General features: G+C 43.9%; 23 protein-coding genes and 1 riboswitch. Of the genes, 18 read left to right on the forward strand and 5 right to left on the reverse strand.

Going from position 1 to position 23,021, the window contains the following annotated elements; translation table 11 throughout:
* Positions 1-83: 83 nt before the first annotated feature.
* Genes AS29_RS09530 through AS29_RS09540 form a run of 3 tightly spaced genes read left to right on the forward strand, consistent with a single transcriptional unit; the run spans position 84 to position 1,780 of the window.
* Positions 84-1,010 carry a nucleoside hydrolase gene (locus AS29_RS09530; RefSeq protein WP_035405591.1) on the forward strand — a complete coding sequence of 309 codons (927 nt, stop codon included), beginning with the start codon at positions 84-86 and terminating at the stop codon, positions 1,008-1,010.
* A 39-nt stretch (positions 1,011-1,049) separates the two neighbouring features.
* A complete protein-coding gene (locus tag AS29_RS09535) occupies positions 1,050-1,433 on the forward strand; it encodes a fluoride efflux transporter FluC (protein ID WP_035405593.1) in 384 nt (127 codons plus the stop codon).
* Complete coding sequence (locus AS29_RS09540) at positions 1,430-1,780, forward strand: fluoride efflux transporter FluC (protein WP_035405595.1); 351 nt, start codon at positions 1,430-1,432, stop codon at positions 1,778-1,780. The genes AS29_RS09535 and AS29_RS09540 overlap by 4 nt, the downstream gene beginning before the upstream one ends.
* A gap of 469 nt (positions 1,781-2,249) precedes the next feature.
* Here AS29_RS09540 and AS29_RS09545 read toward each other — a convergent pair whose 3' ends face one another.
* Positions 2,250-2,663, reverse strand: coding sequence for an NUDIX hydrolase (locus AS29_RS09545; protein ID WP_035405597.1), 414 nt, complete (start codon positions 2,661-2,663; stop codon positions 2,250-2,252).
* 167 nt (positions 2,664-2,830) lie between these two features.
* A complete protein-coding gene (locus AS29_RS09550; RefSeq protein ID WP_035405599.1) occupies positions 2,831-3,589 on the reverse strand; it encodes an MBL fold metallo-hydrolase in 759 nt (252 codons plus the stop codon).
* Positions 3,590-3,707: 118 nt separating this feature from the next.
* Here AS29_RS09550 and AS29_RS09555 point away from each other — a divergent pair, with 118 nt between their 5' ends.
* From AS29_RS09555 to tenA, 4 genes are all read left to right on the forward strand, one after another.
* Complete coding sequence (locus AS29_RS09555) at positions 3,708-4,130, forward strand: Lrp/AsnC family transcriptional regulator (protein ID WP_035405601.1); 423 nt, start codon at positions 3,708-3,710, stop codon at positions 4,128-4,130.
* 87 nt (positions 4,131-4,217) lie between these two features.
* A complete protein-coding gene (gene chrA, locus AS29_RS09560; protein WP_035405603.1) occupies positions 4,218-5,405 on the forward strand; it encodes a chromate efflux transporter in 1,188 nt (395 codons plus the stop codon).
* A 262-nt stretch (positions 5,406-5,667) separates the two neighbouring features.
* A complete protein-coding gene (locus tag AS29_RS09565; protein WP_035405605.1) occupies positions 5,668-6,642 on the forward strand; it encodes a DUF3231 family protein in 975 nt (324 codons plus the stop codon).
* Between the two features lie 50 nt (positions 6,643-6,692).
* Positions 6,693-6,801, forward strand: a riboswitch (TPP riboswitch).
* A gap of 66 nt (positions 6,802-6,867) precedes the next feature.
* Complete coding sequence (gene tenA / locus AS29_RS09570) at positions 6,868-7,554, forward strand: thiaminase II (protein WP_035405606.1); 687 nt, start codon at positions 6,868-6,870, stop codon at positions 7,552-7,554.
* Positions 7,555-7,861: 307 nt separating this feature from the next.
* Here the strand turns inward: tenA and AS29_RS09575 are convergent, their stop codons facing one another.
* Complete coding sequence (locus tag AS29_RS09575) at positions 7,862-8,215, reverse strand: hypothetical protein (protein ID WP_035405608.1); 354 nt, start codon at positions 8,213-8,215, stop codon at positions 7,862-7,864.
* 163 nt (positions 8,216-8,378) lie between these two features.
* On the opposite strand from AS29_RS09575, the gene AS29_RS09580 reads away from it, so the two are divergent.
* The gene (locus AS29_RS09580; RefSeq protein WP_035405610.1) at positions 8,379-8,858 is read left to right on the forward strand and encodes a hypothetical protein; all 480 of its coding nucleotides are present in this window, start codon (positions 8,379-8,381) and stop codon (positions 8,856-8,858) included.
* Between the two features lie 27 nt (positions 8,859-8,885).
* Here the strand turns inward: AS29_RS09580 and AS29_RS09585 are convergent, their stop codons facing one another.
* Entirely contained in the window at positions 8,886-9,326 is a 441-nt protein-coding gene (locus tag AS29_RS09585; protein ID WP_082883796.1) for a ferritin-like domain-containing protein, read from the reverse strand.
* A 127-nt stretch (positions 9,327-9,453) separates the two neighbouring features.
* Here AS29_RS09585 and AS29_RS09590 point away from each other — a divergent pair, with 127 nt between their 5' ends.
* The 8 genes from AS29_RS09590 (at position 9,454) to AS29_RS09625 (ending at position 20,361) form a co-directional block, all read left to right on the forward strand.
* Positions 9,454-9,963 (forward strand): GNAT family N-acetyltransferase, encoded by a 510-nt coding sequence (locus tag AS29_RS09590; protein WP_035405612.1) that lies wholly within the window; start codon positions 9,454-9,456, stop codon positions 9,961-9,963.
* A 13-nt stretch (positions 9,964-9,976) separates the two neighbouring features.
* Positions 9,977-10,768: a GNAT family N-acetyltransferase gene (locus tag AS29_RS09595; RefSeq protein ID WP_035405614.1), complete on the forward strand. Its 792-nt coding sequence runs from the start codon at positions 9,977-9,979 to the stop codon at positions 10,766-10,768.
* Positions 10,769-11,051: 283 nt separating this feature from the next.
* Entirely contained in the window at positions 11,052-12,887 is a 1,836-nt protein-coding gene (locus AS29_RS09600) for an IucA/IucC family protein (RefSeq protein ID WP_035405616.1), read from the forward strand.
* Complete coding sequence (locus tag AS29_RS09605; protein ID WP_035405618.1) at positions 12,868-14,778, forward strand: IucA/IucC family protein; 1,911 nt, start codon at positions 12,868-12,870, stop codon at positions 14,776-14,778. The genes AS29_RS09600 and AS29_RS09605 overlap by 20 nt, the downstream gene beginning before the upstream one ends.
* A complete protein-coding gene (locus tag AS29_RS09610; protein ID WP_035405620.1) occupies positions 14,775-15,995 on the forward strand; it encodes an MFS transporter in 1,221 nt (406 codons plus the stop codon). The genes AS29_RS09605 and AS29_RS09610 overlap by 4 nt, the downstream gene beginning before the upstream one ends.
* Positions 15,995-17,179, forward strand: coding sequence for a type III PLP-dependent enzyme (locus AS29_RS09615; RefSeq protein WP_035405622.1), 1,185 nt, complete (start codon positions 15,995-15,997; stop codon positions 17,177-17,179). Before AS29_RS09610 ends, AS29_RS09615 begins: the two co-directional genes overlap by 1 nt.
* 357 nt (positions 17,180-17,536) lie before the next feature.
* Complete coding sequence (locus AS29_RS09620; protein WP_035405625.1) at positions 17,537-18,664, forward strand: ATP-grasp domain-containing protein; 1,128 nt, start codon at positions 17,537-17,539, stop codon at positions 18,662-18,664.
* A 509-nt stretch (positions 18,665-19,173) separates the two neighbouring features.
* Positions 19,174-20,361 carry a methyl-accepting chemotaxis protein gene (locus tag AS29_RS09625; protein WP_442854524.1) on the forward strand — a complete coding sequence of 396 codons (1,188 nt, stop codon included), beginning with the start codon at positions 19,174-19,176 and terminating at the stop codon, positions 20,359-20,361.
* Positions 20,362-20,647: 286 nt separating this feature from the next.
* On the opposite strand, the gene pdxR is transcribed toward AS29_RS09625, so the two are convergent.
* The gene (pdxR, locus tag AS29_RS09630) at positions 20,648-22,009 is read right to left on the reverse strand and encodes a MocR-like pyridoxine biosynthesis transcription factor PdxR (RefSeq protein ID WP_035405629.1); all 1,362 of its coding nucleotides are present in this window, start codon (positions 22,007-22,009) and stop codon (positions 20,648-20,650) included.
* A gap of 100 nt (positions 22,010-22,109) precedes the next feature.
* On the opposite strand from pdxR, the gene AS29_RS09635 reads away from it, so the two are divergent.
* Together AS29_RS09635 and AS29_RS21585 are read left to right on the forward strand one after the other, a co-directional pair.
* The gene (locus AS29_RS09635) at positions 22,110-22,541 is read left to right on the forward strand and encodes a GNAT family N-acetyltransferase (protein ID WP_035405631.1); all 432 of its coding nucleotides are present in this window, start codon (positions 22,110-22,112) and stop codon (positions 22,539-22,541) included.
* Positions 22,542-22,772: 231 nt separating this feature from the next.
* Positions 22,773-22,880 (forward strand): YhdX family protein, encoded by a 108-nt coding sequence (locus AS29_RS21585; protein WP_197491597.1) that lies wholly within the window; start codon positions 22,773-22,775, stop codon positions 22,878-22,880.
* The last annotated feature ends 141 nt before the right edge of the window (positions 22,881-23,021 follow it).

Below are 23,021 nucleotides of genomic sequence, written 5' to 3' on the forward strand. Positions count from 1 at the left end.
AAAATGGTTCATAATGTTCGTTTATTCATTTTAATGGTCTATTTCACCAGATGCCTCCATATGTAATTCAAAGAGGTGATTGGATGAAGGTACTTCTGTTTTGCGATCCTGGCATAGATGATTCCCTGGCAATCATCTATGCCCTGCAGCACCCGCAAATTGAGCTTCTTGGAATTGTGACAAGCTACGGAAATGTATCGAAAAAACAGGCCACATTAAATGCGGCTTATTTGGCCGGGCTTGCCGGGCGTTCTGATATTCCGATTATCTCCGGTGCAGAATTTCCTCTTTCAGGGGAAAATATAATCTATTATCCTGAAATTCATGGGCCAGATGGACTTGGCCCCATCCGTCCGCCATCAACCATTCAAGGGAATTATCAGGGATTCATGTATCTGTACAAAGTGATTGAAGATCACTTGAATGAAATGGTGATTATCGATGTCGGACGAAGCACCTCTCTCGCCGCTGCCTTTAATTTGAACCGGAATCTCATGGAGAAGGTTAGCAGGGTCTATTTGATGGGCGGAGCGTTTCTTACTCCGGGAAATGTGACTCCGCTTGCAGAAGCCAATTTTCATGGAGACCCGATTGCCGCGAACGTTGTTCTTAAATATGCAAAAGAAGTGATTATATCCCCCCTGAACATCACCAACCAGGCCATTGTGACAAGAGAAGTGGCTTCATATATTTATTCTGCGGCTCATTCCGTCTTTAAAGAGCTGATTCCGCCAATTACGGAATATTATGCTGCCTATTACCGTAAAATGAACCCGGGTATGAGAGGCGCTCCTGTTCATGATGTAATGCCGTTCTATCATCTATTGAATCCTTCTTTTGTCATTACAAAAGAGCGCAAGGTCACCGTTTTGACCTGTGAGGATGGAAGAGGAACGAGTGTTGCGGATTTAAGGAATTCAAGCAAAAACGATGGCAGCCGGAGACATATAGGTTTGCAGTTTGATTACCGGCACTTCATTTCAGATTTTATTAAAACAATGACGGTTTGATGGGCTATAATAAACGAAATACAAATTGCTGGAGGAATCATGAACTATTTTGCCATCGGACTTGCAGGCGCTGCAGGCGCGCTTCTTAGATACGCTACAGGTCTTGCGGGAAGTGCAGCAGGTTTTCCCGCGGGAACGTTCATTGCCAATATGACCGGATGCTTTCTATTAAGCTTTTTAACCGCGGCTGTGTTTAAAATGGACAACTTCCCTAAAAAGATGGCTGCACCTATTGGAACAGGTTTGATTGGTTCTTATACTACTTTTTCCACTTTCAGCGTTGAGGCTGTAAAGCTATTGGACAAGGGGGATGTGCAAATGGCATTGCTCTATATCGGAGGGAGTGCAATCTTAGGTCTCCTTTTTTCCATCACGGGTATGATTGCAGGCAGTGCCTTCTTAGAAAGGGTGGTGCGGGAATGATCGATTTTTTATCCATAGCTGGAGGCGGATTCCTTGGAGCGATTTCACGTTACGCTGTGAGCCGGAAATGGAATAGGACCTTACTTCCTTATGGCACCCTGATCGTTAATTTGTCAGGTGCCTTTATTCTCGGCGTGATAGCAGGAAGCGGGCTTACCGGACATTATTTTCTCTTTGCTGCAACAGGATTTCTTGGAGCGTTTACTACGTTTTCAACCTTAAATCTTGAATTGGCAAAGCAAGTGATGGAGAGAAAGTATAAAGTGGTTTTGATTTATGCTGGCATGACATACATAGGCGGGCTGCTGCTTGCGTTTGCTGGATTTTGGATTGGAAATAGTATGTAGAGGACAGTGGAGGCTGTCTTTTTTTTTTGCTCCCAGTAAAAATATGAGTCAGTCCACCAGCTGAAATTATGGTGATATTCAAATGGATATTAGAATGAGGGGATTCCGATAGGAAGAGATGAAGGTCTACAGCCTCCCATCACCTTCACACTTGGAATTAAACTGGCTGCACTTGTCATGGTCGTTCCAGAGTGGCTTACGTTATGGATTGCTATTTTTGCAGATATGGGCGCGGCACTTCTGGTTACACTGAATGGATTAAGGCTGCTTAAGGTAAAGGACCGCTAATTACAGAATGATGGAACCGGATCAGTATTCCGGTGCTATTTGTATAGGAATCCTGCTGCGAAACGGCGGTGGAAGTGATTGTTTAGGTTAATTGCTGACAAATTGAAGATAATTGCTGACTTGCAAAAATAATGGCTGAATAGTCAAAAGAAGAGGGCCCGCAAGCATGGCCCAACTCCTCTTACTGTTCCAATACATAAGGAATGGATGATTTCAGCAGCCCTTTTATTCCTCCAGGATGATAAGGCATCAAGCGGTCGGCTGTTTCCCAGTCCATCCAGGCGGTTTCATCAATGGTGTCAGTATCTTGAATTGCGATTTGCCCGCTCCTGATTTCTGCTTTAAACGTAAAGAAGAGAGCGTGAACTTCCATATTTTCGAGGAAAGACTCGTTCACGGAGAGCAGGTCGCCTATTTGAACAGTAAGCCCTGTTTCCTCAAAGGCTTCCCGCTGCGCTGCAAGAGTGAGTGTTTCTCCTTTTTCCACCGCGCCGCCAGGCATTGACCAATCATCCCGTTTGCTGTTTTTCACCATTAATATCTTCTCTTTTTCCTCATCACAGATTAAAGAATAGACTACATCTACCCGTTCCATATGAAATCCTCCTCATTATCAAACGCATCAGGCTGTACATTCCCCGTTTCTTCCTAATCTGCTGATGCCAGGAATACCCTTCGAATAGCGTTTCATTTCACTTCGTTTTGAACGGGAGGAATTCCTGCTTTCATGCAAAAAAGTGCTGGGATGCCCCGCACTTCGGATTAAAACTTTAATGTTTCTCCATCTTCCGGAATCAAAGCCTTATCAGACCATTCTTTAGCAGAAAGAAACTCCTTCAAATCCGCTCTTGTTAGCAGGCAGTGATTCAATGTTTCCATGTGGGAGACAACAATAATGGATTCCGGAGCAGCATGATGGATCTGCTCAATATCGTCTTTATCCATCGTAATCGTACCGCCCTCAAGGAACTGTGCTGCCCCTCCATTTACTGCAATCACTTCAGGATGATGCTTTTGAATAGCTTCCTTCACGTCTTCGCACCAGACAGTATCTCCCGCGATATACAATGATTTTTCATCTGGATGGCTGAAAACGACTCCTGAAACCTGGCCCGTCATCTTGGTGATTTCACCTCTGCCATGCTGGCCGATCGTTTTTGTAATCGTGATGTCTCCAATGGTAATGGACTGCCCAAGAGATTGCGCATGAACAAAACCACCTTGGCGAATGGATGCGGCATCATTTTCGTTTTGAGCGTAAATGCTGATTTCCTTCGGTAAGGCTTTTTTAGCTGCGTCATCATAATGATCTGGATGCAGATGAGTAACAATCACTGCATCTGCTTCAATGATTTCTTCAATTGATACGGGCAGGCCGACCATTGGATTGCGTTTATCCTGGTTGGGGGTGTTGGGAAACGGAGGCATGGCTCCTTTATCAGCTAGAAAAGGGTCGATTAGAAAGGTTTTCCCTGCATATTTTACAACTAATGTAGCATTGCGGATTAGACGAATCTCCATTTCAAGTTCCTCCTTTTGTATGATTCTCCTATAGGATAATATAAGAAGGGATATGACATACATAGATAAAATCAAGAGTTTGCACCGATATACTTGAATTGTGAAAGAGGTGGGAGAATTGCTTGATCAAACCGATCAAAGGATTGTATACGAGCTTACGAAGAATGGGCGTATTACCATGAAAGAATTAGGAGAAAAAGTTCATTTAACGGGGCAAGCTGTTTCTTCGAGGGTAATTAAGCTTGAAGAGGAGGGGGTCATTGAAGGCTACACTATCAACCTTAATGAAAAGAAAGCAGGATACTCCATTCACGCTTTCCTAAACATATATACAAACAGCTTCAATCACCAGCCTTATTTAAATTACCTTTCTAGTCAGAAGGAGTATGTGCTGAAAAATTTTAAGATCAGCGGAGACGGATGTTATTTGCTTGAATGCCGTTTTAAGGGCAATGATGAACTGGATGCCTTCTTAACGGGGTTAACCAGGCACGTAAATTACAAGCTGTCCATCGTCATTAATGAGACACAAATTGTGTAAATTTTGCGTTACATTTAATAGGCAATTATCCGATCCTCAATTGTCCATGCTACTATAAGGTGGATTATTATAACGGAGGACTTTCAGATGAAATCGCGTCTTAAAATTTGGCTTGAAATTTTACTTGTATCCTCTAAGCTCGGATTGACGTCCTTTGGCGGTCCGGTTGCCCATTTAGGGTATTTTCGGGAGGAGTATGTCAAAAAGAAAAAATGGCTGGATGACCAGTCTTATGCGGATATTGTAGCTCTGTGCCAGTTTCTTCCGGGGCCGGCGAGCAGTCAGGTCGGACTTTCCATCGGGCTGCTCCGGGGTGGCCTTGTAGGCAGTTTTCTGTCATGGTTCGGCTTTACCATGCCCTCGATCCTTATCCTGATTGTATTCGCTTATTTGTTTAAGGGGACGGATGTTCATGAGGCGGGCTGGCTTATGGGGCTGAAAATTACAGCGGTAGCCGTAGTGGCGCAGGCTGTAATGGGGATGGGAAAGTCACTTGCACCGGACAGGCCGCGGATCACAATTGCGGTTCTCGCTGCAGTCGGTGCCCTTTTCGTTCCATCCGCTTGGGGTCAGCTTGCCATTATTGCAGGATCTGCTGTTGCAGGTTATTTGCTTTATAAAAGAGAAGAAGTGCCTGAGGTCCCTAAGCTTATTCTTACAATCGGCAAAAAAACAGCTTCAGCTTCACTTTTATTATTTGGTTTGCTGCTTGTTCTCCTGCCCATCATCCGGCAAACATTCTCCGGGACCTATATCGCTCTATTTGACGTATTTTACCGGGTTGGTTCCCTCGTATTCGGCGGCGGTCATGTCGTCCTGCCGATGCTTGAAAAAGAGGTGGTTCCTGCAGGCTGGATGACACAGGATGTGTTTCTTGCGGGATACGGGGCTGCACAGGCAGTTCCAGGTCCTCTTTTTACACTCGCTGGTTATGTGGGCGCAATCATCTCTGGAGTTCCAGGGGCTTTGATCGCAACTGCGGCTATGTTTCTGCCTTCATTTTTGCTCGTCTTCGGAGTTCTTCCTTTTTGGAGCAGCATCCGCGGAAAAAAGGGAGTGCAGGCAGCCCTCATGGGTGTAAATGCGGCGGTCGTTGGTATTCTGCTTGCCGCCCTGTATGATCCTGTTTTTACAAGTGCTATTCATTCAGCGTCTGCATTTGCACTCGCCTTGGTCTCTTTTGCCCTTCTTGTTTATTGGAAGCTGCTGCCATGGCTTGTCGTGGGACTTACCATAATTGCCGGCACACTGATGGAGCAAATTGGAGTGCTTTAGAAAAATATTATGATATACTAACCGGCAAAGGAAGGTGATTTTACATGAATAGTAAACAGTCCATCCTGAAAAAAGTTGTGGATTATGCAAAAAAGAATCCTGAGCAGACAAAAAAAGCAATCAGCATGGTTACAAAAACCTTAAAAAACCGAAAAAAATAAATGTGCAGATGGCCTTCCCGGTCATCTTTTTTTGTCCTCATAATATCACCTCTTTTTGGAAAAATAACAGTATCTATTTATTTTGAAAAGAGGAAATCAGTATGAAACCAATGTCTTCGTCCGAATTAGCAAATTTGTGGTCCACTTATCAGAAAAAGACGATGCTTCTCCGCATCATGGAACACGCATTGGATGTATCAACCCAAAAGGACATTACGTCGATCCTTCAATATGCCTATCAGGAAGAAGTGAAATTTGTAAAAGAAATCGCTCAGCTTTTTCAAAAGGAAGGCGCTGCAATTCCTGAGGGGTTTGATGAAACGGATGTGAACCGAAAGGCGGAAAGGCTGTTCGATCAATACTTCTATATCCGCTTTCTGCGGATGCTGATGAAGCTTGGAATCGGGCTGAATGCTGTGCACCTGTCAATGGTGTATCGAAATGATATTCACGACTTCTTTTCGAGAACGTCTGCCCATTCCAACAAAGTGTTCGGTATGTGTACAAATTGCCTCCTGCAGGTAGGGAACGGCGCCATTCCACCGGTAATCGGGATGCCGGATCATCCTAAATATGTCGTAAATGAAAGGTATTTATCCGGATTTCATTTTGGCAAAAGAAGATTGAATGCTACCGAACTTTCCATCATCTATCACATTGTGGAAAACAACAACTTCGGTGCCCAGCTGATGAAGGGGTTAACCAAGGTAGCGAAAGAACCGGAAGTGAAAATGTATTTAAAGAAAGGCGAACAGCTTGCTATTGATTTGTATCAATCCTATGGGAAGCTGATGGAACATAGTGGAATCCCTGTCTCAGCCTTGCCTGGAGCAGTCATTTCTGAAACAAAGACCGCTCCATATTCAGATAAACTGATTATGTATTTAATCAACTTGTTAAGCAGTTTGGGGTTGACAAGCAACGCACTTGGAACAACCTACAGTTTGCGCCCGGATCTTCCTCTGAAAATGGCACTTGCTGCACGTGATATTTATTCATTTGCAAAAGAAGGCGGGAAAATCATGGTAAAGCATCAGTGGATGGAAGAAATTCCGGAAGCTGTGATAAAGAGATAGTTGACGTTTTTTTACTGCATGTTATGATGAACCTGGAAAATAAAATACCGCATTGCCACTAGGGGAGCCCATAACGTGGGGCTGAGACCGGAGTATGCTCCGGGACCCTTGGAACCTGATCTGGTTTGAACCAGCGGAGGGAAGTGGGAGATTCTTAATCTTTCCCGCTCTTATCCGTTAAGAGCGGTTTTTTATTTTTACATAAGAAGCAGGGGGAATTCAAACATGACATCTTTTACAGAAAAGTTAAGAAAAGTAACCGATTCAATTTGGGAGGCAAACTTCAACCATCCTTTTGTAAGGGGAATCGGCGATGGTACGCTTCCGCTTGAAAACTTCCGTTACTATGTCATGCAGGATGCCTATTACTTATCCCATTTTGCCAAAGTTCAGGCACTCGCTGGCGGAAAGGCTGACGACCTTCATGTAACAGCGCGAATGGCCTTCCATGCGCAAGGAACCTACGAAGCGGAGCTATCGCTTCATGAGAAATTCTCAACTCTGCTCGGAATTACAGAAGAAGAAAAACGGGCCTTTGAACCATCACCAACCGCATATGCCTACACATCCCACATGTACCGTTCTGCAATCAACGGAAGCCTTGGGGAAATCATTGCCTGCATCCTGCCATGCTATTGGATTTACTATGAAATCGGCGAGAGATTGAAAGAGTGCAAGCCTGAAGAACCGATCTATCAAGAATGGATCGCGGCTTATGGAGGAGAATGGTTTAAAGAACTTGTATTTGAACAGCTAGAGCGACTGGACCAGCTTGCCATGGAAGCATCTGAAAAAGAACGGCAGAAAATGATCCGCCATTTCACAATCAGCTGCAAATACGAACTGGCATTTTGGGAAATGGCCTATACGATGGAACAATGGCCGGATACGGAAGCTGTTGAAGTACAGTAAGAGTGGAATTGACTGCATGGGAGTGTCCGATATCGAACCATGAACGTCCGATAAGAAGAGCGGAGTGTCCGATATCCGTGCGCGAGCGACCGATAACCCCTCGCGAGTGTCCGATAAAAAGCGGAATGACCGATATCGAACCATGAACGTCCGATAAAAAGAGCGGAGTGTCCGATATCCGTGCGCGAGCGACCGATATCACGGGAGCGGCCGATAACCCCTCGCGAGTGTCCTGCCACCAAAGAGCTAAAAGTCTCTCCGCAAAAAAAGCCGGCTTCCAACAGGAGGCCGGCTTTTTCTCAATCAATTAATCAATCACTTCATCATCAAATGGGTTAATTACGTAAATATAGCCGTGGGCCAGATCAATTCGGAGGATCCATTCCCATGGAACATCCAGTCTTTTATAAATAGCTTTCCAAAACTCAGCGGATTTTGTTTCAAATTCCAGGTATTCCTGCAGCAGCTCCTTATAGGAAGCTCCCTGAATCTGGATGTTTGAATCCATTAGACGCATGTGGGCTAGGTGCCTGCACTCCAATTCCTGGGCCATCTGAAGCTCTTCCTGTGTGGCTGTTCCAATAACGGTACCGTCCTCAGGTATTGCCGCAAAAACGTTTACATTTTCATCTACTGTCACTGGCTGTTCGTCGAAGCGCATGAGTCATTTCCTCCTTGTTTTGGAATAGGATGGTTCTCCACTATCATACATGAAAAGTTTCAATAATGACATGGATAATCATTAGGTTTGACCAAGGATATTTCGGGAAAACAGGCAGTACGGACATTAGACATATCATCAATGAATAGGGAGGCGCTTCTTTATGTTCGAGCTTCGGGACGTCCTTACATTGCTTTGGTCACTTTGCATTGTTTTGCCGATCGCATCATTTGTTCATCAATTAGGCCATACTGTTATGGCGCTTGCCTTTGGCGGAAAAGGAACATTCACAATTGGTAGAGGAAAGCCGCTTTTTACGTTTAAAAATCTGACGGTAAAACGTCTTTATTTTTTGGATTCTTTTTGCCAGTATGAAGGTCTTAGGTATGATAATCGTGCTACTCATGCCATGGTGTATGGAGGGGGAGCGCTTTTTAATCTTCTTTCCATTCTGCTTGTGAACCTGCTTATTGTGCATAATGTATTGGAGCCTCATTTATTTTTCTATCAGTTTGCTTACTTTTCAAGCTACTATGTTATTTTTGCTTTACTGCCTGTCCGATACTCAGACGATCATCCAAGTGATGGAATGGCAATTTACGAAGTTCTCCGTCATGGGCGCAAATGTGATCCTATTGATTAGATAAAAAAACCGCCATTAGGCGGCGATTCAAATCTTTGTTAAATAATATAAAAACCAGACAGCATGGTTTTGCTCGTCCGCAGCCGCTCTTTTGAAAATGCGCTTTATGTACGCATTCGTGGCTTTATCTGAGATATCCAGATAGAAATCAACGGTTTCCTGTTCATCCTTGAAAGCGGCATTAAGCCCTTTCTCATAGGTTGAGGGACATTCTTCAATTTGCTTCGGCTTATGCTGGCGTCCTGTCAGCGACAGATAAATCTGTGAAAACTCCTCATAATGCCTTCTTTCATCCTTTTGAATTTCAAGAATTTTTTCCCTCTGTTCCTGCGTCGGTGCTTGCTTTGCCAGTACTTCATAGCAATTTATCGCGCTGTATTCTCCATCAATTGCCTTGGCTATTTCTTTAGCAAGCAATGCATTCTGGTTCATTTGGCGCTGATATTCTTCGTAATATTGATACTGCATGTCCTTGATCCCCCTTAAAGTTAAGCTTGATAAAATATATGACAGTAATTACAAATTAGTAGTGAAAAGGTTCTGAACATTCTATATAATAAATGCTAATATCAGCAAGGGGATGTGTTGAAAAGCAATGATAACCGTTGTTAAAGCAGGACTTGAGCACATTCAGGGAATCATTCGTGTTTGTTCTGAAGGGTACAGGAACACATATAATGAAACGCATTCCAAAAAGTATATAGAACGTACCATTTCCGAATTTTATAATGCAGAGCGGGTGGCAAAGGAAATACAAGAAACTGACCGTCATTGGAACGGCTGGTATGCGGCAATTGGTGAGAATGGAGTAGCAGGAGCCGGCGGTGGAGGGATGACTGCCGAACACACTTCTGAGCTTTTCGTTCTTTATCTGGATCCCGCCAAAAGAAGACAGGGGATTGGCACGCTGCTTCTTAATGCCATTACAGAGGAACAAATTCAAACATATGGGGCACAGGAACAGTGGGTATCCGTGGATGAACAGAACCAGAAAGGAATTCCGTTCTACAAAGCTAAGGGATTTATCGTTCAGGATTGCGTGCCTTCCTATTCACAGACAGAGACTGAAAACTATTATTCTTTGAGGTGCAAGAGAGAGCTATAAGGGGGGCTTCATAATGATTAGGCAACTAACAGAAAAAGACCATGAACAATGCTATTCCTACGTTTCCGGCAAGCCTGCTGAAAACTTGCTTATAATAGGGGACATCGAAGCATTCGGGTACAATGAGCCTTTTCAGAAGGTTTGGGGCGATTTTAATGAGGATGGCGAGCTTCAGGGGATTCTATTAAAATATGAAGCGAATTATATCCCTTTTTCCCATGGGGATTTTGATGCCGGCGGCTTTGCCGGAATTATGAAGGCGGACCCGGAATGGGGTATTCTTTCAGGTCTTGAGGAGGTAACGGTCAAACTGGAGCCGTTCCTTGAACGGCGCGCTGAGAAACGTGTGCTGTATTATGCAAAATGCGTGAAGCTTGAGGAGACGTTCAGTCATCGTCCTGGAGTAACCGTAAAAAAGGCAGGGATTGAAGATGCAGAACGGATTCTGGAGCTGCATAAACAGATTGAAGAATTTACTTCAGCGGGAGAGAGTGTGGAAAGCAAGCGCCGAAACATGGAAAAGGGCGCTTCAAGAACGTATTATGTGGAGGAAGAAGGAAGGATGGTCAGCGCCGCCTCTACTGCAGCTGAAAACAGCCTCTCAGCGATGGTGGTCGGTGTCTGTACGCTCAATGACCATAAGCGGAAAGGCTATGCCACTCAGTGCATGCTTGAGCTATGCGGTCACGTACTGAGTGAGGGACGCGAGCTCTGCTTGTTTTACGATAACCCGGAAGCCGGCAAAATCTATAAACGCATTGGATTTAAGGATATTGGGATGTGGACGATGTATGAATGTTCATAAACGAACGGGCTGCCTATTACTTAGGCAGTTTTTTTTAGAATAAGAAAGTATAAATTTTGTCCATTTCCAGGGCACAGCCCCTTGAGGTATGGGAGGCACGCAGGACGTTGCGCATACAGCAGAACTTCATTCCCTCAAGGCGTTTTCACTTTTCTAAATGCCGGAGTCTTTTCTCTCATACATTAAGAAGGAATCCGACTATCGAACGATTGATTAAGAGAATCATTTTCATTATGATTAATGAGATTGATTCTCATTATCGAAAGAAAGAGGGCTATCACGAATGAACCACATACATAATGCTCAGAAAGGGATTCTCGATCGGTTGATGCAATGTCTGCTTCGGGAAAAGCTTATACCCTATAAAGAAGAAGAGGGTGCTATAAATATTGAACTTTCTAAGGATTCATCTATCCGCATAGGGGTAAAGAGAAAGTTTTATTTAAACAGGATTGAAATTTCCGATGTTTCCTATATTCTGTCCTCGGGAACGACCCGGATTGAAACTCCTGAACAGCTGATTCATCTGCTGCAATTATATGGTCTTTTTCCGGAATCAGAGGAGGCAGCAGTATTTAGCAGGGAACTGCAGAATAGTACAGAAAATTACCAGCTTAGTTTGAAGGAGTTTTCCAAAAGACAGAAAAGCTGGCTTCCGTATATGGAGCAATATGATAACCCAATCAGCTGGATTCATCAGCTTGCCGTTGAAAATGAGACGTTTAGTCCGTTGGCATTTTTTGAACAGCTTGCCGTTCATGGTCATACTCTCCACCCCTGTACAAAAACAAAAATGGGGATGAGTTTAGAAGAGGCCGCTGTTTACTCTCCTGAATGCGGCGGTATGCCTGAGATTGTGTACGCAGCGGTTCATAAAAGCAGGACCGCAGCCAGCCTTTTGAAGGGGACTGAGATTAAAACTCTTCTGTTCCAGCAGAATGACGCGCTTGAAGAAGCATTCAGAAACGAACTGGATAGCCAGTCTCTGGATCCTGAAGAATATGAATTGCTTCCGCTTCATCCATGGCAGGCTGAGCATGTTATACCTGAGCTTTATTATGGGGAACTACAAGACCGTCTTGTTGTGCTGATTGAGGGGATAAAGGAGCCGGCATTTGCCCTTGCTTCATTGCGCACCCTTTTACCGGCAGCACAGGGACGCAAGAATCCGTATCACCTGAAAACAGCAATCAGAGTTCAGGCAACAAGTGCCGTTCGAACCGTATCGCCTGCGTCAGCGAGCCATGGACCTAAATTTACACAGCTGTTTCAGGAGTTAGCAAATCGTCCTGATTTTCCTGAAACTCTGATTTTAGTTAAAGAAGAGGGCGGCATTCATTTCAAGGATCAAGGTTCCTCAGATGAACGGGAAAAAAACCTGGCTGCGATGATTAGGGAAAATCCTGAAGTCTATACGGATTCCGCAAATGGAGAGCTAGCCATCCCCGGCGTAGCTTTAATCTCTGATTCACCATTCGGAAATGGATCTCTTCTTACTGAAGCAGTTCGTTTATACAAAAATAGCAAAGATTCAGGGAGTCTTGAGGTAGCCGCAGAGGACTGGATCAGGGATTATTCAAGGCTGCTCTTCCAATCCGTTCTTCCAGTGATGACCCGTTACGGTATCGCTTTGGAAGCACACTTGCAAAACAGCATCCCGGTATTGAAGCATGGGGCGCCGGTCAAATTAATTGTCAGAGACTACGGCGGAATTAAACTTTATAACAAGCGGCTTCAAAAAACAGGACTTGAATTCGTCTTTCAGATGGAAACCCATGTGGAAGCACTAAATGCCGAAGCCCTTCAGGATACCGTTTCACATGCAATCATTCAAAATCACCTTGGCGAGCTGATCATAACACTCGTTAAGGAACTGAATATAAAAGAAGAAAAATTTTGGGAAATTGCCTCTGAAGAGATGGATCTTGTTTGGAATTCACTCTATGATGATCCCGACGCTCCGGCAGACAGGCAGGCGATGATGGAAAGAGAATTGTCTCTTAAAAGCCTTGTGGGAATGAGGCTTAAGCATACGATTGATAATACGTACACGAAGGTGCCCAACCCCTTTGCTGCCGTAAAAGAAGGAGGAAGCAAACGTGCTGAATTACAGAATTGACTCAAAAGCGGGCGAAAATCCATTTGCACGGGAGACGCTGAACTATTTGGAGCAGCAGCTTCCTCATTTAAAGAATTCCTATCTGGAACAGCTGCCAAGTGCAGAGGAAGCAATCTTGCATAAATGGATGGAGTCTCTTTTAAGGGAGGACATCCTGAATATGAGAAGCGAAGCGGTAGAATGGGAACAGAAGATATCTGGCCAGGATGCTTCTGGAAAGCCTTCCACTTTTCTCTCCATCCAGCTGAATGACCGGGCGAGCCTTATTGCAGCATGCACTGGCCGGCATGCCTTTAATCGGATTATGGTTAGCGGCCTTTTTCTTTTAAAGGATGGATTGATTAAGATTAAATCGTGTTCAGAGCTGCTTGAATTGCTCAAAAACAGGCATCCCCGTTTTTGGGAGTTTGGAGGAAGCTGGGAAACCTATGCAGAGGAGCTGATGAATGGAAGTGCGAATCTGGCTTTGACTTATGCTGTATTTGAGGAGATGAAAGGCAAGCTTCCCAGACAGGAAAGCTTCTACAGCTATGCTGAAAAATTATCGAAGCCAGCTTTGTTTTTTGAACAGCTTTGCATAGAGGGCCATCACCTTCATCCAGGAACAAAGACAAAACTGGGCATGCAGGCAAAGGATGTATTTGACTATTCACCCGAGCTGGGAGGAAGGGTTAGCATCCGATTTGTCCTGGGAAAAAAAGAAGCGTTTATGTGGAAGGTGCAATCAAATCGAGAACCGAATGAGTTTTTGTTCTCCAAGCTGCCCGGTTTGGAAGCAACGGTGGAAAAAGAGTGCCGCAGGAGAGGATTGCTGCTCGATGAATGGGTTGTCATTCCGGTCCATCCATGGCAAATGAAACATATGCTGCCTGAATTGTTCGGAAACGAGATGGATTCCGGTATGATTCAGGAGCTTGATCTTATATGGGAGGCTTATCCTACGACCTCTTTTAGAACCGTCATTCCAAAAGGGAGTGATTTGTTTATTAAGCTTCCTGTGCACTCACAGATGACGTCAACAAAGCGCTCTGTTTCAGCTCAAACCGCATGCAACGGTCCTGCAGTCTCTGCGTTATTTGATGACATTTTAAACAGAGAAGGGCAATTGAAGGATACCTTTATCCCCATTCCTGAAACATATGGTGTGGCTTTTAAGGATGAAAATCCATTAAAGAGCCGGAACATGACAGCGATGCTGAGAAGCGGTTTGGATCCATTTGTCCATGGCGATGAAATTCCTGTAGTTGCCTCATCGTATAACAGTCCGTCTCCATTTTCTGAAAAGCTGGTTCTTGAGGAAATCTATGAAGAATACTGCCGCAGGGAAGGGCTGAATTCAAAAGAGGCTTTTGAGCCGTTTTTAAAAACTTACTTCTCTGTTGTACTGCCAGGGACCTTGACACTTATGACGCGATACGGAATCGGGCTGGAAGGGCATATGCAGAATTCAATCGTGTCCTTCAGCGGCGGAAAACCTGTTAAATATCTGTTCAGAGACTGGGGAGGGGCGCGAATATATAAGGAGCGTCTAATCAAGCAGAAGCTCAGCCTGGAGCTGCTTCCGGGCTCTGTGACCGTTACAGAATCATTGGAGGAAATGCGCAGCAAGATGCACTATACGGTGTTTCAAAGCCATTTTGGTGAGGTAATCCGCATATTGGCAAGCTTCACCGGTTCAGAGGAAGCCCTTGCATGGAAATGGCTTGGCGAGGAAGCGGACCGGACCCTTGAATCCATTGGCGGAATGGATGCAGCGGAAGACCGTGCGTTTCTTTTCAGCCCAGTTGTTAAGCACAAGGCGCTTTCTTCCATGAGGCTGTTTCCCGATCATGAAGGGTATGTATATGTGGAAGCGCCGAATCCGCTTGCAGAGGCGTGTGAGAAAAAGTGAAAACATTTCCTGCAGCCTCTGCGTTCCGTTCAAAAGGATACCGGCTTTTTTATGCATCAGGATTTGCAAGCAGATTGTGGGAGTGGGCGGATTTCACCGTTTTAAATTGGGCTGTTTTGCAAATGACACATTCCCCTTTATACTTGGGTCTTGTTAACGTATGCCGGCTTATTCCGATTTTCCTTTTTAGCCTGACCGGGGGCATTCTTGCCGACCGGTTTCCCAAAAAACGGCTGCTGCACATAAGCCAGCTGCTCATGTTCGGATCCACTGTCTGGCTTATTTCAGAATGGGGAGGGCCAATGCCCCTCATTTTATCGATTGTATTTATCCGTTCAGCCATTCAGTCCATTGAAGCACCGATCCGAAATGCATATGTGGCCGATTTAACTGGAAAAGACCAGCTCACGAGCGCTGTAGCCCATTACAGTTCCATGATTCACTTAGCGAGATTAATCGGACCGGCCGCTGCCGGTGTTCTGCTTGGATCCATGGCTACAGAGCCTCTGTTTACTCTCATACTTGGGCTGCTTGTCATTTCATGGATGGTCATGCTGTTTGTTCCGCCTGGGAGTGCGGTGTCTGTGAAAAAGGACAAGCCGAAGGGCTCCAGTTTGAAAGAAGCCATTACATATGTGAAAAAAGATACATGCATTCAAGGGCTGCTCCTGCTGTCGGTTATCCCGATGACCTTTGGCTTCCCGTATTCCTCTATGTTGCCGATTTTTGCAGACTCTCTGATGAATATTGGACCCGAAGGATTTGGCCTGCTTCTCTCGCTGTCATCGTTTGGTGCGATAATCGGGACGTGGATTTTAACCGCCGGCTGGATTCGTTCAGGCCACTGGACGATGATTGGGTCTTCGGTTCTGTTCGGATTATTTATCATCGGCATGATTATGGCGGCGGAAAGCACCTATCTGCTATTTGCCATTGTCTTCATGATGGGGCTTTTCGGACAAGTATACCGGACACTGAATCGAATATCTCTGCAGCACTACGTACCATCTCATTATCGCGGGAAAATTTTAAGCATTGCGCTGATGGACAGAGGATTTATTTCGCTTGGTACGATGATGTTTACCCTTCTTGCAGAGTGGAATGTTTATTGGAGCGGCATTCTCATGGGGTTATCATGCTGTGCCCTTACGATGGTCATCGGTGTGATTTTCAGCCGACCGCTTGAAAAGATGCATAACGAAGTTGGAGGATTATAATGTCATCTGCTGAACAGATTAAAACGGAAATTTTAAAAATGAAATCAGCGCGGCACCCTTTCTGCGCCTATATTTATGATATTAAAGGGCTTGAGGACCATGCGCTTAGTCTGGCATCATCTCTCCCTGATCAGGTCAGCCTTTACTATGCGATGAAGGCAAATCCCGATCCGGTCCTGATACATGCGATTCAACGCCATGTAAAAGGATTTGAAGCGGCGTCACTTGGGGAGCTGGACAAGCTTACAGCATTTCCAGACCATCAAAAGGTGATAAGCGGACCGGCTAAAACGGATGAATTTCTGAAAGCTGCGATTGCCCGGGATATTCGGATGATTCACGCGGAAAGTCTTTGGGAGGTTGAACGGATTCATCTTATTGCCCAGCTGCTGGGAAAAAAAGTACGCATTGCTCTCAGAATTAATTTAGAGGCGGCAATTGGGAAAGCGCGGCTGACAATGGCTGGCAAGCCCACTCAGTTTGGAATTGACGAAACTAGACTTCCTGAGATCATGGAAATGATAAAACAGCTTCCGTTTGTTGAAATTACCGGCTTTCACTTTCATTCTGTCTCCAACAATCTGGATGCCAGCGCCCATTTGGCTTTTGTCAGTCAATGCTTGATGAAAGCCAAGGAGTGGGAGGCGCAGTATCATTTAGATTTAAACTATGTCAATTTTGGCGGCGGAATCGGGATTCACTATGAAAAACAGGATGAGCCATTCCATTGGGCAGCGTTTTCGCAAGGCATACATGAACTGATGACTCACGCGCCATCCAATTGGGAGCTGGTGTTTGAATTGGGCAGGTACATGGCAGCACCTTTCGGATATTATGCCGCAGAGGTGATGGATGTTAAGGAAAATCATGGCCAAGCTTATGTAACGGTAAGAGGAGGATCCCACCATCTTCGCCTTCCGGCTGCATGGAAAATGAGCCATCCTTTTGAAGTGATAGCGGTTGAGGAATGGGAGTATCCGCTCAGCCGTCCTGAACTTCGTGAGAAGGAAGTTTGGATTGCAGGGGAGCTCTGCACGCCGAATGATGTTTTAGTAAGGGGCGAATTCTGCACCAATATCCGGGTAGGAGACATCGTTCTTTTCCACTTTGCAGGAGCTTACGCCTGGACGATTTCCCATCACGATTTCTTAAGCCACGGGAAGCCTCAGATGATTTATATTTGAAAAGGGCTTCCTAAAAAGACGTGAGAGGATCATATGATTGAATTTGAAATCCGCGGATCGCTGTTTAAGCATTCCGCGGATTTGTTTTTTAAATAGATATTTTGAACAATTACAGGTTATCCTGCATCGAAAATCAGCCAAAACAAATCCAATTTCAATAAGCAAAAGGAGCTTTGAAAATCAATTAGTGGAGAGCTTCTAAGCTGCTTCAGAAGATATATTTAAATAATAAATATTTTATCTGAATATATTTTTGTAAACGTTTTAATTTGCTGCATCACACTTATTTTCGAAAAGGCTATTAAACTATCAGTCATCTTCTCCGATGTAATAACTATCAATCTTGGAGGTGTATGAATGCTCATACTAGAAAATAGTATAGTGTCCCCGCTATTAATCGAAACCGCATTGCGCCTGGAAATTCCAATCTATTACAGTGCCGATCAGCGTGAATTTTATTTGGAAAATCATTCAAAGCTATTAACCAATTCAGAAAGCTGTTTGCCGGTTCTGGAAAAGTACAATCCAAAACATCCCCACACTGTCTCTTCAAAGCTTGTAAAAAATAAAGCGAAATTCAGAGAACTTCTATCTTCAGTAAATGAAAATTATTATTTCCATTTAGTTACATTGAAGGAATTAACACACGTAGATGTGAAAACCATACCGTTCCCGGTCGTGATTAAGCCTAACAAGGGCTATGGAAGCATAGGGGTTTATTTTGTCAAGGAAGAAAAGGATTGGGATACAGCGGTAAACAGCCTTTATGCTGATATGCTGTTATCGAAAAATACATATTCCGATACGGTCATCGATGGAGAAGAAATTCTTATTGAAGAGTGGATTGATGGGGAAGAGTATGCAATCGATTGTTATTTTGATGAGGAAGGAAACCCGATTATCCTTAATATCCTTCAGCGGATTTTTGCCAATGAAAAAGATACATCCGATCGTATTTACTTCACATCAGCAAACGTCATTCAGGAAGTAAAAGATGAACTATCATCATACCTGAAGAATTTAAATAAACATTTGAACCTTTTAAACTATCCTTTTCATCTGGAAGTACGGCGCAGTTCAAAAGGGATCCTGCCCATTGAACTGAATCCTTTGCGGTTTGCAGGTGCGGGAACCACAGATATAAGCACCCACGCGTTTGGAATTAATGGTGCGGAATGCTATTTTCTTAATCAGGAACCTCAATGGAACGAGATTTTGAGAAGAGATGATCAAAATATATATGGATTCTTTTGCGCGGAAATCCCGAATGATATAAGCAAACCACTAATTCAAACCATACGACATGAAAAGCTTAAAGAAGAATTCAGTGAAATTTTGGAATACAGAGAACTCCATGCAGACGGAGATCGTACTTTCGCTGTCATCTTCTTTAAATCCAAATCTATGAACGAGCTTGAATACCTGCTGAACCTGGATTTATCTGCATACATCGAAATGAAACAAGTTGAGGAGAACGTCATATGAAGCGGGTAAACTTGAATCCTAAAAAATCCTTGCAAGTGCAATTATTTTTAAACTTTATTATTCCGTTTATCATCATGGGAGTGCTTGTGTTCGGATTTGTGAAATATTTAACAGATTATATTATTAATGAACACGTTCTTCCTCAGTTTGACCAAATATTAGAGATCAACGGTGAAAGCCTCGCTGGCTCCATTAATGAGACGGCTGTCAATAAAGCGATTGAAAATCCGGCGCAAAACGGGGAATTAGTGAGATTTCTTGACACCTTTATTGAAGGTAAAGAAGGAATTGAATATGTATACGTGCTGACGAAGCAAAATAATAAAGATTACATCGTCGGCTTAAACGGCAGCGGCGACGCAATGGTTGAATCGCCATTTACACCTTCACAAGAAGAAGCATTTACATCAGGAAAAACCGTCCTTACTGATATTTACGAGGATAAATGGGGGAGCCATAAATCATATTTCATTCCTCTTGAAAACTCCAACGCCATTATCGGGGTGGACATGAGTACAAATTTTATTGAAAAACTGCAAACAGCCATCAACTTTTTTCAACTTATCTTCTTAGCTGCATCAATCACTTTAGGGGGAATTTTGGCGTTCTTCTTTGGACGCCGATTGATTAAGCCGATTCAGCTCCTGCTCGCTTCAATGAACAAAATCAGCAACGGAGACCTGACTGAGAGTATATCGGTGAAAAGACAGGATGAGATCGGCAGGCTCGCTCAAAACTTTGAAGAGATGAGAAAAAGCCTGGTAACCATAATCAGGAGTGTAAAGACGAACTCCAGCCAAATAAATGAAAACAGTCTGGAATTGGTTCAGTCTTTTGATGAGCTTGTGGATGCTGCATTTCAAATAGCGGCCGGAACCGGTGAAGAAGCAAAAGCTGCAGAGGTACAGGCGCTGCACATCGAGAAAATATCGCAAGGCATCTCGCTGATGTCAGATAAAATTCAGTCCGTGAGTAACGAAACGAATGCGATTGGCCATTTTACAAAGCATACAGGTGAAATTGCGGAGAAGGGATCTTCACAAATAGCAGATATCGCTAAACAAATAAACCGTATTCAGGAAAATAGCGACATAAGCCAGGAGAGACTTGGGCTATTAAAGGAAAAAGTCTATCAAATCAACCAGGATATTAAATTAATCAAAGATGTCGCAGATCAAACCAATCTGCTTTCGTTGAACGCATCCATTGAAGCGGCGAGGGCAGGGGATGCCGGAAAAGGATTCTCGGTAGTGGCTCACGAAGTTCAAAAGCTTGCAGGACAAACAGAAGGCACGGTTAAAACCATTGATTCAATTCTGAGAGAAATCACAGACCATTGTATTCAAATGGTCACATCCAATAATGAGGACAATCAGGAAATTCAAAAAGGTGTTCAGCTGATCACGGTCAGCGGGGAGCTCTTCGGTCAGATATTCGAAGCTGTAAACACCTTGACGAACCAGGTAGATTCCATGGTAGAGAGTGTGGATGATATCACTAAAGCCTCCACTGAATCATCCCAATCTGTCCATGAAATAGCAGCAATCTCTGAAGAAAGAGTTGCAACGATCGAAGAAATCTCTGCCTCCTCTCACCAACAGAGCACGACAGTCGGTCAGTTAAAAGAGAAAAACCGTGAATTGCAGGAAATGGCCCACTCACTAAGTGAATTAGTGGAAAAGTTTACTGTCCAATAGTGAATAGACAAGGATCTGTCCGTTTTCAAAGATGCGCCCTCTGTTTAAACTGTAGCCAGGATTTCGTTAATGGATGCTCAAGGTTCAGCATGTCGGGCGTTGACGGCTCCTCCAGGGTCTCACTGTTCCGCTGCTCTTAGCAGGAGCGCGCACTTTCGCTCCAATCGGCCTAATCCTGATTGTTCAAAGTATCTATATAGTACAGCGCCCGGAATGCTTTCACAGCATCCGGGTGTTTCAATTTTAATCATTCAAACAAAATGATGGAAGCCCTTCCTCTCACCCTCTAAAACCAAGCGTCTTTCAATAACCCGATTCCCTTTATGATTTCCTCTTCTGTCACACCGCCAAATCCAATAAAAAGGAGCGGTTTTTCCGGGATAGCTTTTACAAAATAGATGGAGGCCGGATACACTTTTATCCCTTTTTGCAGGGCCTTTTTGATTAGCTCCTCCTCACTCATTACGGTGTCTATTTCAATTAGAATATGCATTCCAGATTTCTCGCCGATGATTCGGATCCGGTTTTGAAAGACCGTCTTCATTTGCTCCAGCAGCAGTTTGTGTTTTTTACGATAATGGGTTCTCATTCGATTTAAGTGCTGCTCCCAAAAGCCGCGGGCCATGAAAAGGGAAAGTGCATGCTGATGCGTTCGGGACACGGTTTGTTTAAATTTCAAAAGCTTGGGCCGGGCGGAATGCATTAGTTTTTCCGGTAAAATCATATAACTGATTCTGAGTGAGGGCATGAACGATTTAGAAAAGGTTCCAAAGTAAAGAACATCATCGTTTTGGCTTAGACTTTGCAGGGACGGAATCGGACGTCCTTCATAACGGAATTCCCCATCATAATCATCTTCTATGATCCACCGGTTATTCTCCTCTGCCGCCCATTCCAGCAGCTCCAGACGCCTTTTAACAGGCATAACTGTTCCATATGGGAATTGGTGGGAGGGTGTGACGTATACAACTGAAGCATGTGAAGATTTTAGCCTTTCGATATCTATTCCTGATTCATCCAGCGGAATGGGCTCCACGCTGTAATCTTTCAATGAATCCCTTGTCCGATGATAGCCGGGATCTTCAATGGCGAAGAACTCAGCTCCCAATATTCCGGCAGCCTTTTCCAATAAAATTTGGGTTCCCGCACCGATGATCACCTGGTTCAAATGACAGCGGACCCCTCTGGCCCTTTTTAGGTAAGCGGCGATTTCCTCCCTCAGTTCTTTCTCACCAAAAGGATGGCCTGTATGGAAAAGTTCATCTTTATAAAGAGCCTCTATCGAACACTTTTTCCAGGGCGCGTAAGGGAATTTAAAAGTGTCAATGGTTTGGCTAAAGTCGATTAGGTCTTGGTTTTCCGTTTCTTCTAAACCAACTTTACAAGGGAGTGGAGTTTCTGAAAGCATGTCTTCAAATCGAAGGACGTACCATCCTCTTCGCGGTCTTGCTTCAATATATCCTTCTGCTTCAAGCTGGCCGTAAGCCGCTTCTACCGTGTTTACACTTATATTCATCTGAACGGAAAGCTTCCTCTTCGATGGGAGCTTCTTTTCAGCAGGAAGACTGCCGTCTGTAATTTTCTGTTTTATTTGTTCGTAAAGCTGGACAAAGAGGGGAATCCCTTTCTTGAAAAAAATTGTTTCCATTTTAGCCTCCTGAACTGGCACCTTGAAAAAATATAAAACTGGCTCTCCGCACCATGCCAGTAATTTGTTATTTTTATCCTAACACAAGGAGGAATGACAAATGGAAAAAATTATAGAACTAGTTGGTGAGAAGGACTGGAAGAAAGGATTTCCGGTGATTTCGCAGCTAAGACCGAACTTGACTGAAGGTGATTTCCTTGAGCTTGCGGCGCTTGCAGCTGAGCAGGAAAACTACCGGATTAAAGTACTCTTTAAGGATAGTCAGCCTATTGCCTATATTGGATATCAGCCAATGATCACCCTGTATTACGGGAGGTTTATCTGGGTTTCTGATCTTGTAACGGATGAAGCCCACCGCTCTCTGGGATATGGCGAAAAACTGCTTTGCCATGTGGAAGAGGAAGCGCAAAAAGGTGGATATGACGGAATAGCCCTTTCTTCCGCACTTCATAGAAAAGGGGCTCATCGCTTTTATGAGGAGAAAATGGGTTTTGATAAAGCAAGCTACAGCTTTAAGAAGGTTTTCAAATAACTTTTTCCTTCGCTTGTCTATTTTCCTAGAAACAAAGGCCCCTTTTTAAAAGAAAATGGAGCGCTAAAAATAGTGGGAATTCGCTGTGTTTCTATTGTTTTCTGCATGTTCTCTCAAGTGGGACAAACGGAGGTACATCGAAAAATGTAAAAATTTTGACTGAAATTAGGCAATCTGATATATTTACTAAATATTCTGATAAATTTATGATGTGTAAAAGGAGGCGAGACAATGGGAAAGGGAAGAATTAGAGTGGAGGAGCGTATCAAAGTTGAGACTAATGAAGAAATGTATAAAGCCACCCTCGTTGACCAGAATAGCTCAAAGGAAAAGAAATAATCCCAATTCCATGAATCAAAGCCGAACTGCCTTTTCACAAAACTTTACTTAGAATCCCGTTCATGCTTTAAGCTGCCAGCCCCGAATCTGGCAGCTTTTTTCATTCTTCGGGAGATCTTTTTACAGGTGCAACCAGTTCTT

The sequence above is a fragment of the Bacillus sp. SJS genome, assembly GCF_000732485.2.
GTDB classification, from domain to species: Bacteria; Bacillota; Bacilli; order Bacillales; family Bacillaceae; genus Metabacillus_B; species Metabacillus_B sediminis.

What these genes read in the sequence shown, in the direction of transcription:
- AS29_RS09530 (WP_035405591.1), top strand. Translation starts at nt 84, where the DNA reads ATGAAGGTACTTCTGTTTTGCGATCCTGGCATAGATGATTCCCTGGCA.
- AS29_RS09550 (WP_035405599.1), bottom strand. Translation starts at nt 3,589, where the DNA reads ATGGAGATTCGTCTAATCCGCAATGCTACATTAGTTGTAAAATATGCA.
- AS29_RS09600 (WP_035405616.1), top strand. Translation starts at nt 11,052, where the DNA reads ATGAACCACATACATAATGCTCAGAAAGGGATTCTCGATCGGTTGATG.
- AS29_RS21585 (WP_197491597.1), top strand. Translation starts at nt 22,773, where the DNA reads ATGGGAAAGGGAAGAATTAGAGTGGAGGAGCGTATCAAAGTTGAGACT.
- AS29_RS09585 (WP_082883796.1), bottom strand. Translation starts at nt 9,326, where the DNA reads ATGCAGTATCAATATTACGAAGAATATCAGCGCCAAATGAACCAGAAT.
- AS29_RS09575 (WP_035405608.1), bottom strand. Translation starts at nt 8,215, where the DNA reads ATGCGCTTCGACGAACAGCCAGTGACAGTAGATGAAAATGTAAACGTT.
- tenA (WP_035405606.1), top strand. Translation starts at nt 6,868, where the DNA reads ATGACATCTTTTACAGAAAAGTTAAGAAAAGTAACCGATTCAATTTGG.
- AS29_RS09580 (WP_035405610.1), top strand. Translation starts at nt 8,379, where the DNA reads ATGTTCGAGCTTCGGGACGTCCTTACATTGCTTTGGTCACTTTGCATT.
- AS29_RS09635 (WP_035405631.1), top strand. Translation starts at nt 22,110, where the DNA reads ATGGAAAAAATTATAGAACTAGTTGGTGAGAAGGACTGGAAGAAAGGA.
- AS29_RS09535 (WP_035405593.1), top strand. Translation starts at nt 1,050, where the DNA reads ATGAACTATTTTGCCATCGGACTTGCAGGCGCTGCAGGCGCGCTTCTT.
- AS29_RS09590 (WP_035405612.1), top strand. Translation starts at nt 9,454, where the DNA reads ATGATAACCGTTGTTAAAGCAGGACTTGAGCACATTCAGGGAATCATT.
- AS29_RS09565 (WP_035405605.1), top strand. Translation starts at nt 5,668, where the DNA reads ATGAAACCAATGTCTTCGTCCGAATTAGCAAATTTGTGGTCCACTTAT.
- AS29_RS09540 (WP_035405595.1), top strand. Translation starts at nt 1,430, where the DNA reads ATGATCGATTTTTTATCCATAGCTGGAGGCGGATTCCTTGGAGCGATT.
- AS29_RS09595 (WP_035405614.1), top strand. Translation starts at nt 9,977, where the DNA reads ATGATTAGGCAACTAACAGAAAAAGACCATGAACAATGCTATTCCTAC.
- AS29_RS09545 (WP_035405597.1), bottom strand. Translation starts at nt 2,663, where the DNA reads ATGGAACGGGTAGATGTAGTCTATTCTTTAATCTGTGATGAGGAAAAA.
- AS29_RS09625 (WP_442854524.1), top strand. Translation starts at nt 19,174, where the DNA reads ATGAGTACAAATTTTATTGAAAAACTGCAAACAGCCATCAACTTTTTT.
- chrA (WP_035405603.1), top strand. Translation starts at nt 4,218, where the DNA reads ATGAAATCGCGTCTTAAAATTTGGCTTGAAATTTTACTTGTATCCTCT.
- pdxR (WP_035405629.1), bottom strand. Translation starts at nt 22,009, where the DNA reads ATGGAAACAATTTTTTTCAAGAAAGGGATTCCCCTCTTTGTCCAGCTT.
- AS29_RS09620 (WP_035405625.1), top strand. Translation starts at nt 17,537, where the DNA reads ATGCTCATACTAGAAAATAGTATAGTGTCCCCGCTATTAATCGAAACC.
- AS29_RS09615 (WP_035405622.1), top strand. Translation starts at nt 15,995, where the DNA reads ATGTCATCTGCTGAACAGATTAAAACGGAAATTTTAAAAATGAAATCA.